At 38.4% G+C, this 13420-nt stretch carries 12 protein-coding genes; 3 read left to right on the top strand and 9 right to left on the bottom strand.

What is annotated here, in order from left to right; all coding sequences use genetic code 11:
* Positions 1 to 5 precede the first annotated feature (5 nt).
* From HLV59_RS08660 to HLV59_RS08650, 3 genes are read right to left on the bottom strand one after another with little or no spacing between them, the layout of a single operon-like run.
* Positions 6 to 833, bottom strand: a complete 828-nt coding sequence (locus tag HLV59_RS08660) for a sugar phosphate isomerase/epimerase family protein (RefSeq protein WP_171429762.1) — start codon at positions 831 to 833, stop codon at positions 6 to 8.
* Entirely contained in the window at positions 823 to 1638 is an 816-nt protein-coding gene (locus HLV59_RS08655; protein WP_081173733.1) for a shikimate dehydrogenase family protein, read from the bottom strand. Before HLV59_RS08655 ends, HLV59_RS08660 begins: the two co-directional genes overlap by 11 nt.
* Positions 1639 to 1675: 37 nt before the next feature.
* Positions 1676 to 3031: an MFS transporter gene (locus tag HLV59_RS08650; RefSeq protein WP_081173731.1), complete on the bottom strand. Its 1356-nt coding sequence runs from the start codon at positions 3029 to 3031 to the stop codon at positions 1676 to 1678.
* Between the two features lie 209 nt (positions 3032 to 3240).
* Between HLV59_RS08650 and HLV59_RS08645 the strand changes: the two genes are divergently transcribed.
* On the top strand, positions 3241 to 4011 hold the full coding sequence (locus HLV59_RS08645; RefSeq protein ID WP_081173729.1) for an IclR family transcriptional regulator: 771 nt from the start codon (positions 3241 to 3243) through the stop codon (positions 4009 to 4011).
* 89 nt (positions 4012 to 4100) lie between these two features.
* On the opposite strand, the gene HLV59_RS08640 is transcribed toward HLV59_RS08645, so the two are convergent.
* Positions 4101 to 5309 carry an MFS transporter gene (locus HLV59_RS08640; RefSeq protein WP_171429761.1) on the bottom strand — a complete coding sequence of 403 codons (1209 nt, stop codon included), beginning with the start codon at positions 5307 to 5309 and terminating at the stop codon, positions 4101 to 4103.
* 101 nt (positions 5310 to 5410) lie between these two features.
* Here HLV59_RS08640 and HLV59_RS08635 point away from each other — a divergent pair, with 101 nt between their 5' ends.
* Positions 5411 to 6028, top strand: coding sequence for a TetR/AcrR family transcriptional regulator (locus HLV59_RS08635; protein WP_081173725.1), 618 nt, complete (start codon positions 5411 to 5413; stop codon positions 6026 to 6028).
* A 38-nt stretch (positions 6029 to 6066) separates the two neighbouring features.
* On the opposite strand, the gene HLV59_RS08630 is transcribed toward HLV59_RS08635, so the two are convergent.
* The 5 genes from HLV59_RS08630 to HLV59_RS08610 form a co-directional block, all read right to left on the bottom strand.
* Positions 6067 to 7413, bottom strand: coding sequence for a carbohydrate porin (locus HLV59_RS08630; RefSeq protein ID WP_171429760.1), 1347 nt, complete (start codon positions 7411 to 7413; stop codon positions 6067 to 6069).
* Positions 7414 to 7612: 199 nt separating this feature from the next.
* A complete protein-coding gene (locus tag HLV59_RS08625) occupies positions 7613 to 8965 on the bottom strand; it encodes an MFS transporter (RefSeq protein WP_081173721.1) in 1353 nt (450 codons plus the stop codon).
* Positions 8966 to 9052: 87 nt separating this feature from the next.
* Entirely contained in the window at positions 9053 to 9385 is a 333-nt protein-coding gene (locus HLV59_RS08620) for an NIPSNAP family protein (RefSeq protein ID WP_081173719.1), read from the bottom strand.
* Positions 9375 to 11159 carry an FAD-dependent oxidoreductase gene (locus HLV59_RS08615; RefSeq protein ID WP_171429759.1) on the bottom strand — a complete coding sequence of 595 codons (1785 nt, stop codon included), beginning with the start codon at positions 11157 to 11159 and terminating at the stop codon, positions 9375 to 9377. The genes HLV59_RS08620 and HLV59_RS08615 overlap by 11 nt, the downstream gene beginning before the upstream one ends.
* Before the next feature lie 311 nt (positions 11160 to 11470).
* Entirely contained in the window at positions 11471 to 12277 is an 807-nt protein-coding gene (locus tag HLV59_RS08610; protein ID WP_005305842.1) for an IclR family transcriptional regulator domain-containing protein, read from the bottom strand.
* Positions 12278 to 12467: 190 nt separating this feature from the next.
* Here HLV59_RS08610 and HLV59_RS08605 point away from each other — a divergent pair, with 190 nt between their 5' ends.
* Positions 12468 to 13208: an SDR family NAD(P)-dependent oxidoreductase gene (locus HLV59_RS08605; RefSeq protein ID WP_081173715.1), complete on the top strand. Its 741-nt coding sequence runs from the start codon at positions 12468 to 12470 to the stop codon at positions 13206 to 13208.
* Positions 13209 to 13420: the final 212 nt, after the last annotated feature.

Raw genomic sequence — 13420 nt, 5'->3', positions numbered from 1 at the left:
ACTTCTTACCCCGTAACAGTGCCCAATTGAGCGAGCGCAACGAGTTGTTTCATTGCTTGCAAATTAATTTCAGCGCGTTCGAGAGCTGGACGTTCAGCTAGTACCAAATTGGGGACTTCTGCAGCTAACATAATTTCTTTAGGCAAAGCACGAATTAACCCTATAAGATCAATTTCGCCTTGCCCTGGTACTAATCGATTAGAACGTGCAATCTTAATTAAGCCTTCATCACTCGGATCATATTCAGCAAAGCCATCGCAAAGCTGAACATAGTTCAATTGCTTTGGATCAAGTGCTTTGATCTGCTCAAGTGTTGAATCTGATCGGTCAAAATGTAATGCATCAATTAAAATGGCAGCATTTTCTTGCCCTGATTGATTGACGATATATTCAGCCTGCGCCAAAGTTTTCACATTGGTCCACGGCATGAACTCTAGGTCACAACTCAAGCCAAACTGTTTACTTAACTCACAAAATTGTGCGAAGTGATGTATCAGTCGTGACTGAACAGGATCATTTCCTGCAACCAAAATATGCCTTGCACCGAGCTGCTCAGCGGTACTTAAAAACTGTAAATATGTATCTGGTTCAAAGTCAGAAGTAATTCGTACAATTTCAACATCAGCAATACGAACACCTGTATCATCCAAAGCAGCCCTTGTTTCCTTAATTAGCTTACTATCATTTAAAATTGGATAATCTACTTCATTAGGTGCTGCTGGCAGCAGGCGTAAGCCCACTGCTGCATAACCACACTTTGCTGCAATTTTGACTGCTTCTACAGGACTCACATCTGCAACGGTCAAAAATGAAAGTGAATATTCACGCGACATCTTGTTGCTCCTGCTCTTTCTCAAGTAAATAAGCAATCATTAAGTCGCGAACCTCAATAAACATGTCCGTTCCTTTGACTGCGTTACATCCCAAAGTCGATGCATGTTGAATAAATGGTGTGTTTTCAGGACTAGTTACAACATCTGCAACCGACATTTGTGCAGTTATTTTTTCTAATTGAAAAGCTGCTGAAGGATCACCATTCATTCCCATAGGTGTCGCATTGACCACAACGTCGAATCCTGTTGGATCATTGTTATGTGCAACAACTTTGCCTTTACCTAGTTGTTGAAGTTGTTCAACCAGTTGTTGTTGACGTGTTTGATCCACATCAAAAATTGCTAGTTCTGCTACCTCAGCAAGAAGTAATTCATAAGCAATCGCTTTACCTGCTCCACCAGCTCCTGCCAAAATGGCGCGTTTATCTTTTAACTCGATTAACTTATTTCGTATCGCTTGTACCATGCCTTTACCATCAAGCATGTCTCCTTCCCACCCTTCTTTACAGCGGCGAATCGTATTTACCGCCCCAATAAACTGTGCGCGTGAAGTTAATTTTTGGCAGCAATTCAAAGCCGAAATTTTATGAGGAACCGTGACAATCAAGCCGTCACTATTATTCAAATACAAATTTTGCTGAACAAAATTTGGGAAGTGTTCTGGTGCTACATCAGCAGGGACAACAATCGCATTTAAATCTTTTTTAAGCAGTTCCATCGTTACACCCTCAGGTGATTTGACCTGTACAATCGGATGTCCGACCACAAAATAAAGACGAGTTGATCCATTCAATTGAATATCCATTATTCAATCTCCTTAAAAATCGATGAGTTAGAAAATTTTAGATTTGAACTTTTTTAAGTTCGTGCTGACGTATCTTTGTTGGCGAATAAACCAGTTTCATAATGATTAATGCTGCGACCATACCGGCGGTTGGTAAGCAAAGTACAAGGAAGATTTTGCTCGTCGCCCATCCTAGGCTTAAAAAATATGCTCCGGCAAATGCGCTACCCACTGCTCCTAATCGGCCTATCCCATGCATCCAGCTGTTGCCGGTCGCGCGAGCAAAAACTGGATAGAATGAACTTGAAACACTGTTCAGACCTGCATTCGCACCATTCATCCACATACCGATGAAGAAACACATCATGCTATACATTACAAAGTTATGGCCCACTGCACCTAGAAAGAACATGAAGCCAATCGCTAAAAGATATGCAATCACTAAACCAAGGTGTGGATTCAACTTGTCCATCAAATAACCACATGCGATACAACCCACAGGGCCCCCTAGCTGATAAATCGCAGTAATAATTGAAGCTTCACTAATGCTGAAACCAAATTCATGGCTCATCATTGGTAACCAACTTCCAAGTAAATACACCACAAACAAACCAGATGCATAGCTCCACCAAAGCAAAAAGCTGCCTAAGAAATAAAAAGGACTGAGGACTGCTTTTACTGGATTATCGACCGTATTGGTTTTTGCTTTAGGTAAAACAAAAACAGTGTCAGTTGTATCAAAATCTGGTGCCATTTTATGGATAATGGCATCAATCTCTACTTTTGGATGTTCCTTCAGGACTTTATAACCAATAGATTCAGGTAATTTAAATACTGCGATAACGGCTAGAACAAGTGGTAAGACTCCACCAATAATCATCATGGCATGCCAGTTAAAATGTGGAATCACCCATGCAGCCAAAAAACCTCCAATAGCAGCACCAATTGTGAATCCACTTAGAATAATGGTAACCATACGGCCATTCATTTTCATAGGTGAGTAATCCGTTACCAACGTAACAGCTTGCGGCATTACTCCTCCCATAAATAAACCAGCAATAAAACGGAACATCATTAGCTCAGTCACATTGGAAGAAACTGCTGCACATAAAGTAAATACACCAAAACCAATTAAGTTAATAATGAGTAGTTTTTTACGTCCAAACTTGTCTGCCAAAGGTCCTGAAATCACTGCGCCTACAGCTAAACCAATTAAAGCTGCGCTCATTACAGGTGCAAGATCAGTTGTAGTAATTCCCCATTGCTGCTTAATGACGGGAGCTACAAAACCCATGATTGATATATCGATACCATCAACAACGACAATCATTAAACATAAAAAGATGACTAGTTTTTGTATTGGGGATATACGATTTTCATCAATAAACTCCCTTAAATTTACCTGTTGAGTCATACACTTACTCCATTAGTGTGTATCAGCAAATATGCGTTTTCCATCGCTTATTCAGTTTTGCTCCCTACTTATTCTCAAAAGCTGAATAATTAGGAAACTCCGTATCTGAATGATTCATCTGTACAGCATTTGAGATAGAATCTAAAACAACTATAATCTGTTTTTAATTTTTTTGGAACAGTGTTCCAAAAAATAATATTAGGATTTTTATGCTCAGCAATACCGATCGTTCTTTGCTCATCCTCGAAGCACTACTAAAAGAAGTGGATGGATGCGCACTTAGTCAGCTTTCTGTTGATCTTGATATCCCAAAGTCTGCAATGCATCGCATCCTGACTGCAATGAAAGATATGGGATACATCTATCAAGATGAAATCACGCAGCACTACAAGCTCACTCTTAAAATTGCCTCAATGGGTTTGAGTTTTCTGTCATCGCGTTCGATTACCGAAACATTTCAGCCTTATCTCGATGAGTTGGCAGAAACCTCTTCTGAACTGGTTCGCCTCGGTTTAATCGAAGACGAAAAAATTATCTGGATTGGTAAAGCTCAAGGAGCCAAATCAGGTCTAAAATATGATCCTGACTCTGGCAACGTGGCCTATTTGCCAGCTTCAGCTTGTGGTTTAGCGTATTTATCTATCCTTGACCCAAATGACTTTTCACGAATTGTGGAACGTGAAGGTTTCGATAAAGCCAAGAACTTTGGACCAAACTCACCAAAAGACCTTACAGAACTAGAGCAAATGATTAAGGCTTCTAGAGAGCGAGGTTATGGTGTGATTAGTGACACCTATGAGCTAGGCATGTCTGCTATGGCTAAAATCATTCTCAATCCACAGACAGGCCAACCTTTCGGTACAGTCAGTATTGCAGGACCTTCTGTACGCTTAAGTCCCAAACGTATTGAAGAGTTAGCACCAGCACTCATGGCGACTTCCGAAAAAATTGCATCCATCATCAATTTAATCCATATCTAATTTTTAGCTTCTAAGGCAATCAAAATCATATTTCGATTGCCTAGACTCCCTTTAAAAACATTTTTCAAGCTCCACAAACTGAGCAATCATTATTTATGACAAGCTAATATAGGCCCCACCTTAAATTTAAGTTGATGCATCAACCAAACGATAGTCACCATTAATAATGCTGCTATCAGCCCTAATGTGATGACCACCCCGAAATATTCAATAAAATAACTGGAAAGGATGACAGGCCAGATCGTACCTTGATAAGCAATAAACAAATAACTAGAAAAGATCAGCGGATTTTTTTCCCGATCCATCATATTGCCAATAAAATGGTAGACAGCACTTAGGGTAAAACCATGCCCCATACCCGTCAGTAAAATACTGATCAATAAAAACCAAACTATGTGTTCGACTTCTGCCATCACCAAACTAATGGTTCCAAGCAATAAAGCGAATAGTCCTGCATACAACACATGCAATTCTTTAAACGATTTACAAAATAATTGACTCAGCACTGACACAAATAAAATGATTGAAATTGATACACCAGTTAAGGTGGCTGATGATTTAATGGGTAATTCTTTAATAAAAGTCCCGGCCAAAGCTGCATATAAGCTGAAGGCCCCGAAACTACAAAGTGCAGCCACACTACAGACCCAGAAAACTTTACGTGAAGCCATCTGCGGTAATGCTAAACCTTGTAACTTTAATAACTCATTTAACTGATATTTTTTTTCAATTTTAAATCTGGGTTTGACCCAAAACACACTGATAAATATTAGAAGTGAAAAAAAGATAATAATCCAATAAGGATCAGCCAAAGGTTGCACAGTATGATCAGCTAATACACCACCGACCAAAGGACCCAAACCAAAACCCAAAACAGTAATTATAGAAGTAAGCTTTTCAGCTAATGCCTTATTACGAAACGGATATTGGTCTTTGAGTCCCACCATTGCAGCGGTGGTAATAAGTCCTGAAGCAATTCCTATCAGAAACCTTGAAAAGCCCAGTAACCAAACAGAACTTGCCAATGCAGACAACACTAAACCTAAAATGGTTAAAGCCAAACTGACCAAAATCACATTTTTATAGTGATAAATCGCATTGAGCTTATTTAAAAATAGGAGTGAAAAAACTACCCCTAACATATAGGAAATGAAGATATAACCTATTTGAGATGTTGAAACTCCCCACTCTTGTTCATAGATTGCATATAGAGGGCTTGCCAGAGCAGTGCTTAAAGCAGCAAGGCACAGCGCAAAACTAATAATGCAATATTGAACACTGGACTTTGGTGTCTGCATAATTCAACCAAAAGTGACTTTTAAGTCGATTTTAATTCAAATATGACCCACAGGTCAATTTATGTTAGAATAATCTTGGTAACAATTAAATCTAGTTCAATATGACAAAATCTAAAACACGCGGCCCAAGTCTAGAAAAGACGCAAGAAACTAAAAAGAAAATTATTGACTCTGCTCTACAACATTTTATTGAAGTGGGTTTTGCAAGAGCAAAAATTTCAGATATTGCAAAACATGCTGAATTAGGCAAAGGTACGATTTATTCTTATTTTGAAACTAAAGATCAGCTATTTGAAGCAGTAATTGATGCTCTCATCAACGATTCATTTCGTCCTATTCGCGCCTCTGAAATCACTCAAAATGAAACCGTTTACGAGTTTATTTGTAAAAAGATTATTCCCAGCGTTTTAACGCTTGAAACGACGGGTCGTGCTGATATGGCACTCCTAATTTTACGTGAAGGAAATAATTTTCCGCATATCCGTCAAACTTACGTGAATAAGATTTTTTTACCTATTCAGTATGAGCTTCAGCAATTAACCAGTTTAGCGATTCAACGTGGAGAATTATCAACCACGATTTCCCCACAGCAATTTGCATTGCTTATTGTGAGCCCTATGTGGATGGGTATGATTCACAATGGCATCCTGAATCCAAATGAAGTTTTATCACTTGAAACGCTTTTTCAAGAAAATCTAAAAATCTTGTTTGGAAAATAAAAAGGCAAATGTCTATTTGCCTTTTTACTCATACATATTTAAAAATTAAGCTTCATGGTCACACCTGCGACCCAAGCATCATCCACTTGTTTTACACCACCAGCTTGATGCACATATTGAATATTTGGTCGTAAAGCAATACTAGGTGACCATTGAAAGTTATAGTTCAATTCAATATTCAATTCGTCATATTGAATCGGTGTATATTTCGGATTCGCATAGTCAGCTTCGGTTAATCCCAACAATTGATTAGATGCATTTTGGCGTTCTCGGACACGATCATTCACATCAAAACGTGCCAGACCTAAACCAATGGTATCATTTGGTCGATGCTCGAATATGCCCTTATACCAAAGCGCTATTTGCTGTGTGCTTTCAACAACAGTTGTAGATTTATCATTAAAAGTAAAGTTTGCTGAAATAAATAAACCACGCTTAGGATCGTCCGCAGGCGCAAAAACCTGTTGCTGCGCATTAAGCCAAACACTATGCTTATTTTTTTGCCATTTCCGATCTGCTGCATTTGGCTCAATATTACCTTTTTCATCTGTACTAACATTACGTGCATCTGCCGTTGACAAAAAAGCACCGACTTTATATTCACCACCTAAGCTATTGAACAATGCAAGATTGGGTTTCCACGATAGTTCCACAGGAATTAAAATACCTTTACGTTGATCCATATCCAAATTAAAACCATGTTGCTCTAAAGCATTTTCAGGATTGACCTCATAAATCCCTGTTCCAAACCAGAGCGAAGGTAAAAATTGATATTTGGCGTTAATTCCCCATTGGCTTACAGGACTATTAAACCAAATATCTCCTACTGTTTTACCTAACTGACCTCCGCATAACATTAAGTTCTGAAACTCACAATGCGATGCATTGAAATCATCTGAAAGCCCCATACGACCTACCTTAATTTGTAGATCATTATTCAAAAATCCTTTTTTAACCCATGCACTGGTTAAACGCCACCATTGTCCACGACCATAAATCTCTTGAGCACTACTAAATTGCGGCGCTCTAGGATCACTAATCCGATCAGTAGAAAGCGGTTGTCCATCTCGTTTCGTGATGCTCAACTGTGCTTGAGTATCTTTCCAACCTGCGATTTTCTCTAAATCTAGACGTGTACCAAATGTCCATTGGTTTGCATTAAACAGTCGTGGTGAATCGTCATATCCCCCACTCAAATTAACAGCACTTTCATTTTGAAAAGCGGCAGTAAATTGATAACCTTGCTGTTCGAGTTGAGTCCGTTTTCCGTTCCAATCGCCCAATATCCATTTTTGATCCTGAGCTAAAGGATCCAAGGCGAATACTGCACTACTTGCTAATGTAAAAGTTGAAATCATCGCAAGCGAAGTCATAGAAAATTTCATTAATGCTGTTCCTTAGCACATTGTTTATTATGAACATAAAGCCTTGAATTATTTCAACTGAATCAACTGCTATACATTTTTTAAATGTATTTATCCCTACCTGACCAGCATGCTGATCAAGCTAATTCAAAGCCCTAGAAAATATTTAAGAAGCAAAGATAGATTTTAAAATTGTTAATCAACTTGCTTTACTACTGATTTAACTCAACTGTGTTTTAGTTTGCACAACAGACTGTTTCGTTTTAATACCCTGAATTAAAACAGCAAAACCAGAAAGTACAGCAGGAATCATTAACAATGAAAACATCATAGAAAATGACATACCCGAACTGATCATGGCAGCTCCAGCGAACGCACTTAATATTGCACCAAAACGTCCAATACCATTCATCCAGCTTGCTCCAGTTGCGCGAGCAGAAGTCGGATAATATCCAGTTGCTAAAGCACTCAAACCAACGGCCCCACCATTAAAGGTAAAACCAAGAATCCATGCAAAAACACACATAAGCACCATATCATGGCCAAAATGCCCTAACCCAAAGGTCGCAAGTGCACCAATCAACATGGCAATAAAAAGAACCAAACGTGGACGGTAATGATCCATACACCAACCAAGAGTGATACTCCCAACAGGACCACCAATTTGAAAGAACGAGGTTACAATGGCAGCTTGAGAAATCGTAAATTGATTCGACTTAATTAAAGTTGGCAACCAGCTACTGCATAGATAGATTAAAAATAATGCCATGAAATAACTGATCCAGAGCATAATCGTGCCATAGCGATATTTACTAGATAAAATTAGACCTAGACCAGATTTCTCGGTTTTTACTTCATTCAGATAAATTTCTTGATTTAAAAAAGAAGATTGTGGAAATAAGCGTTTTAAAATCGCTTTGATTTTACCTTGTGAGTACGATTGCTTGACTAGATAGGTAATTGATTCAGGCATTTTCCAATATAAAAATGGTACCAAAATTAAAGGCAGTACGCCGCCTAATATCAACATACTACGCCAGCCAAACTCAGGAATCAGCCATGCTGCTAAAAAACCACCTGCTGCAGCGCCTAAAGAAAAACCACAGTAGGCAACAGTAACTGAAAATGAACGGCGATGATCTGCTGCATATTCTGAAACTAAAGTTGCTGCATTGGGAGCAGCAGCACCTGCACCTAATCCAGTAAGAAAGCGATAAATTAAGAGATGTGTGATATCAGTTGAAAATGCTGTCAGCAAAGTAAAAATACCAAAGCCAAGTACGCTTAAAATTAGCACTGGTTTTCGGCCAAATTTATCTGATAAAGGTCCAGAAACTAAAGCACCTATTGCTAATCCAACCAATGCTGCACTTAAAACTGGTGCTAGATCTTTTGCACTAATGCCCCACTCCTGAATAATCTGAGGTGCAATCAGTCCCATGACTACGACATCCAGACCATCTAGGGCAATAATAGCAAAGCAAAAAAATAGAATGAGTTTTTGTAGTCCACCCATCTTATTTTCATTTAATATGCTTTTTATATCTTTCCTTTGTATTTGACTTGTGCTCATGAGTTTCTCCTTATAAAAGCACGAAGTTTCCCTCGGTGTTTTTCTCAAAACACCGTTCCTTAAGGGAATTTTTAAATAAACTGCTATCTAAGGCTTAATTAATGAAGCTAAGTTCACTGGCCTTAAAATTTGATTCACCTGTGACATCACTAAACCCTCAGATGCTTTCAAATAAATTTGGAAGTCAGGATCTGTATCTCGGGCATAACTACGCTTTTCATAGTCATCCAGACTGTCATAACCCCATAAATGTACGACCTGATTTAACGTACCGATATGACTAATATAAAAACCAAGCGGCTCACCCAAGTGTTTTTTCAAAATAGGCATCGCCAGCTGATCGAATACCTCAAGAAATTTAGGCATACATCTTGGAGTAATATTATAAATTCGATGATCAACAATCGGTTTATGAAACATGAAAAGTCTCCTTAACAGATTGAGAGTTGGTAGATTTAGAATTTTTAGATGATATAAAACCGTTGCCTCCTTTAGCTAAATCAGCAATATGTGATCCTGTGATATAACCAAAAGTCATGATTGGCCCTAAAGTAATTCCTGCACCCGGATAGTTTCCACCCATAATACTCGCACGGTCATTACCAACTGCGTATAAACCTTGAATGGGTTGATGAAACTGATTTAAAACTTCACCAGTAACAGCTGTTCTGATTCCGTCAAATGTTCCTAAATCGCCCATAAACACCTTCACAGCATAAAATGGGCCTTGCTCAATTGGTGCTACACATGGATTTGGTTTGTGATCTGGATCGGCCAAATATCGGTTAAATGAAGTAGAACCACGGTGGAATTCTGGATCTTGGCCTTTAACAGCCCCTTCGTTATAACGCTGTACTGTTTTAACCAACTGCTCAGCATTAATCCCCACCTGCTGTGCCAGTTCTTTTAAACTATTACCTTTAAAGAGATAGCCTTTTTTGATTAAAGATGAAAGTGGCATTGGGGCTGGTTTGGCATAACCCAAACCGTATTTGCTAATCGTTTTATGATCACATATCAACCACATGGCTGTTTCATCAAACTCCTCACAGGCCCTAAATAAATCTGCACCTACATCATGATAAGAGTTTGATTCATTGGTAAAACGTTTACCGTTTTTAAGCACACCAATAATTCCAGGCTTATAACGGTCTAATAAATGTGGGAACACGCCATAGCCATCTGTATAAGGGACTTTTGACACAGGCATCCATGCAGCAGAATCCGCATATTGAATATCCACTACACCACCAACCGACTCTGCAAGGCGACAACCATCCCCTGTATTAGTCTTTGGCACAGGCGAGATGTGTTCACCACCATGTTTCAGGTGCGCGTAAACTTGTTTGAGTCGTTCAATATCATGTGAAAAACCACCACATGCCAGCACGACTCCGTTTTTAGATTTAATCTGGCAGTGCTGATCTTGTTGTTGAACTTGTACACCAACAACTTTGCCATTTTCAAAATTTAACTGCTTAACTTCAGCTTCTGTATAGATTGGAATATCTAAATCAAATGCAGATTTAGCCAAACGTGCAGCCAAAGCATTACCGCTTGTGACATTGGTACCACGACCATAGACAGCCAGTTCTTTTAAATGAATAGCTAATCGCTTTGCCACATAGATAAATGAAGTAAATGATTTAGTGGCATTAAAAAAGTGCTTTAAATCCGCATTAGATGAATTAAACATCATGCCAATAAAGGTAATGGTTTTAAGAGGCGGACGTAGGCGCTTCATATTCTCGCCCAAACCACGAATATCATAGGGTGCAGCTAACACAGAGCGACCAATATCAACCCCACCAGGAGCATCTGGATGATAGTCTGGATAAAGTGTCGGGATAAATTTAACCGAGGTGTATTGTTCGAAAAAATTTAGCATTTCAGGTGCATAATCCAGAAATGCGTTTATAGCCTCCGCATTAAAAAATTCTTTGGTTTCATGCTTTAAATAGGTCAATGCTGCTTCACGGCTATCTTGTATACCATTTTGTTTTGCATGATGATTTCCTGGAACCCATAGTACTCCACCAGAAAAAGCTGTTGTACCTCCGAACACATCGTCTTTTTCGAGGACAATAACATTTAAGCCTTTTTTCTTAGCAGTAATCGCAGTCGACAAACCGCCTGCACCTGCACCCACCACAACCAAATCGCATTCAAGCTGTTGGGGTAATTTGGTATTCATTGTTGTCACTCCTTGCGACAGATCCATGCGTTCACTTGCCTAAAATAGCTAGCTACACCATCCTGATAGTGTTGTATCGAACGCTTTTCTTTTTATTAAACTACGGGGCTATCACAGTTCCGACTAGACCACTTTCTTTTAAATTGAACGATGATCGCGCAAACACATCTTATATCGTTCACTGTTTATAAAATCGTCTCTTCCAACGGTTATATAAGACAAAATAAATAGTCTTAAAATATTCATAAAATTATTTTAAATATAAAAAAACGCCCACTACGGACGTTTGATTGAAACCACAGAACAATAAACTAAATCATGTCTCGAATTTCTTTGGCTGCCTCTCTTAGTAATGGCAAAACCGTATTAATCAGATAGGTATCATTTACTTTAGAAATCGGAGCAACAGCATTTAATCCGGCAATAATATCACCAGTCTGATTAATAATCGGTATCGCAATTGCTGTTACGCCTAGCTCATATTCTTCAGCGGAAATACAATAACCATTGTCCTTAATGGTCTGTAATGCAGCTAGAAAACTGGCTTCTTCTGTATATGTATATGCAGTAAATCGTTTGAGTCCATATAACTTAATCCAGTTTTTCTGCTCTTCTAAGGATTTATGCGCTAATAAAACTTTACCCGTTGATGAAGCATGAGCAGGAATTCGGTTACCTAGATGAATACCAAAAGGACTTACCCGGAAATGATCATTTTGCGGGACACTTCTAGCAATCGGAACGACCTCATAATTATCTTGAACCACCACTGAGAAAACTAATGTCGTTTTTTCAGATAAATGATTTAAGACAGACTGCGATATTTTTGGTAAATGTGCTGTACTTAAAAAAGCCCCTGAAAACTTAAGTACCTTATGTGTTAACCAGTAATAATATTCATCAGTTTCAAGATAGCCTAAAAACTTGAGTGTCTTTAAATATCTACGTGCTGCTGTACGGGTAATATTAGTTCGCTCTGCGACTTGAGTAACATTTAAACGCTGTCGATCTGTGCCAAATGCTTCAAGGATATTGAGGCCCTTTGCTAAACCTGCAATGTAGTCATCGTATTTAATCGTCTCTTCTGAGAGCGGATGTTGAATAATCTGATCCCTCATCATTTTCCCTTTTCTAAATTCCCTGTCCGATATTCGCTCAGTATGTCTGAATATCGTCTTCATTCCCAGATTGTATCTAGAGCTCGTTTGGCTAAATACGTATTTTAAGTCTTACAGGAGAACTTCAATATTTAAGCATCTATTTCACAAAGAGAGCTTAGATCAAAACTTAGGATTTAGGAAATTTATTATGTCTAGACTACAAAATAAAGTCTGTATTATCACAGGTGCAGCCTCTGGTATGGGAGAGTCGGAAGCAATTACTTTTGCACAACAAGGAGCAAAATTAATTATTGCCGACATGAATTTTGAACAGGCCGACCACGTTGCCGAGAAGATCATCAATGCAGGTGGAGAAGCCTTTGCTTTTCAAGTTGATGTCACTCAATTTGATCAGCTCAAGCAGTTAGTCGAATTCACATTAGATAAGTTTGGACGAATTGATGTACTACTTAATAACGCAGGTATTTTCGACAAATATACCAATAGCTTAGATACGACCGAAGAACTTTGGGATGCGATGTTCGCCATTAATGTAAAAGCCGTATTTAATTTAAGTAATTTGGTTCTACCAAAAATGATTGAACAAGGTACTGGTGCAATTATCAATATTGCATCTATTGCGGGTCTAGTTGCTCAAATGGGTGGCGCTTCTTATACAGCTTCAAAACATGCTGTAATTGGTTATACAAAACATCTAGCAGCAGTGTATGCCAAACATGGCATCAAAATTAATGCTATTTGCCCAGGTACTATTCGTACGCCAATGACAGCCAAAATGCTAGAAACCCGTCCGACTGATAAAATTCCATTGGATCGTTTTGGAGAAGCGACTGAAGTTGCCGAGTTAGCTATTTTTCTAGCTTCCGATGAAGCCCGTTTTATGAATGGCTCATGCATTACAATTGATGGTGGATATTCTATTATTTAATAAGATATTTTTACTAATCTAATAGAGACATCTATTAGATTAGTTTTAAAAACAATAGTAACTTCTTTTAGGGGATTTCATCTTTATTTACTTTTAAGAAACTATTTATACAAGCTTAGTACTCTAGATAAGTTTTTTAGAAACTAGAAAAATACCAAACATCTCATCTTTTCTGACCTTATTTATATATAAAAACCACGCTAGATAATTCT

Source organism: Acinetobacter lactucae (assembly GCF_013122135.1).
In the GTDB taxonomy this organism is placed as follows: Bacteria; Pseudomonadota; Gammaproteobacteria; order Pseudomonadales; family Moraxellaceae; genus Acinetobacter; species Acinetobacter lactucae.
Note: the sequence above shows the minus strand (reverse complement) of the source record. Positions and strands in the feature narration are given on the sequence as shown.

Bases quoted from the DNA above. Each gene is read 5' to 3' on its own strand.
- HLV59_RS08615 (WP_171429759.1), bottom strand. From the start codon at position 11,159: ATGAATACCAAATTACCCCAACAGCTTGAATGCGATTTGGTTGTGGTG.
- HLV59_RS08630 (WP_171429760.1), bottom strand. From the start codon at position 7,413: ATGAAATTTTCTATGACTTCGCTTGCGATGATTTCAACTTTTACATTA.
- HLV59_RS08655 (WP_081173733.1), bottom strand. From the start codon at position 1,638: ATGGATATTCAATTGAATGGATCAACTCGTCTTTATTTTGTGGTCGGA.
- HLV59_RS08635 (WP_081173725.1), top strand. From the start codon at position 5,411: ATGACAAAATCTAAAACACGCGGCCCAAGTCTAGAAAAGACGCAAGAA.
- HLV59_RS08625 (WP_081173721.1), bottom strand. From the start codon at position 8,965: ATGAGCACAAGTCAAATACAAAGGAAAGATATAAAAAGCATATTAAAT.
- HLV59_RS08610 (WP_005305842.1), bottom strand. From the start codon at position 12,277: ATGAGGGATCAGATTATTCAACATCCGCTCTCAGAAGAGACGATTAAA.
- HLV59_RS08620 (WP_081173719.1), bottom strand. From the start codon at position 9,385: ATGTTTCATAAACCGATTGTTGATCATCGAATTTATAATATTACTCCA.
- HLV59_RS08645 (WP_081173729.1), top strand. From the start codon at position 3,241: ATGCTCAGCAATACCGATCGTTCTTTGCTCATCCTCGAAGCACTACTA.
- HLV59_RS08660 (WP_171429762.1), bottom strand. From the start codon at position 833: ATGTCGCGTGAATATTCACTTTCATTTTTGACCGTTGCAGATGTGAGT.
- HLV59_RS08605 (WP_081173715.1), top strand. From the start codon at position 12,468: ATGTCTAGACTACAAAATAAAGTCTGTATTATCACAGGTGCAGCCTCT.
- HLV59_RS08640 (WP_171429761.1), bottom strand. From the start codon at position 5,309: ATGCAGACACCAAAGTCCAGTGTTCAATATTGCATTATTAGTTTTGCG.
- HLV59_RS08650 (WP_081173731.1), bottom strand. From the start codon at position 3,031: ATGACTCAACAGGTAAATTTAAGGGAGTTTATTGATGAAAATCGTATA.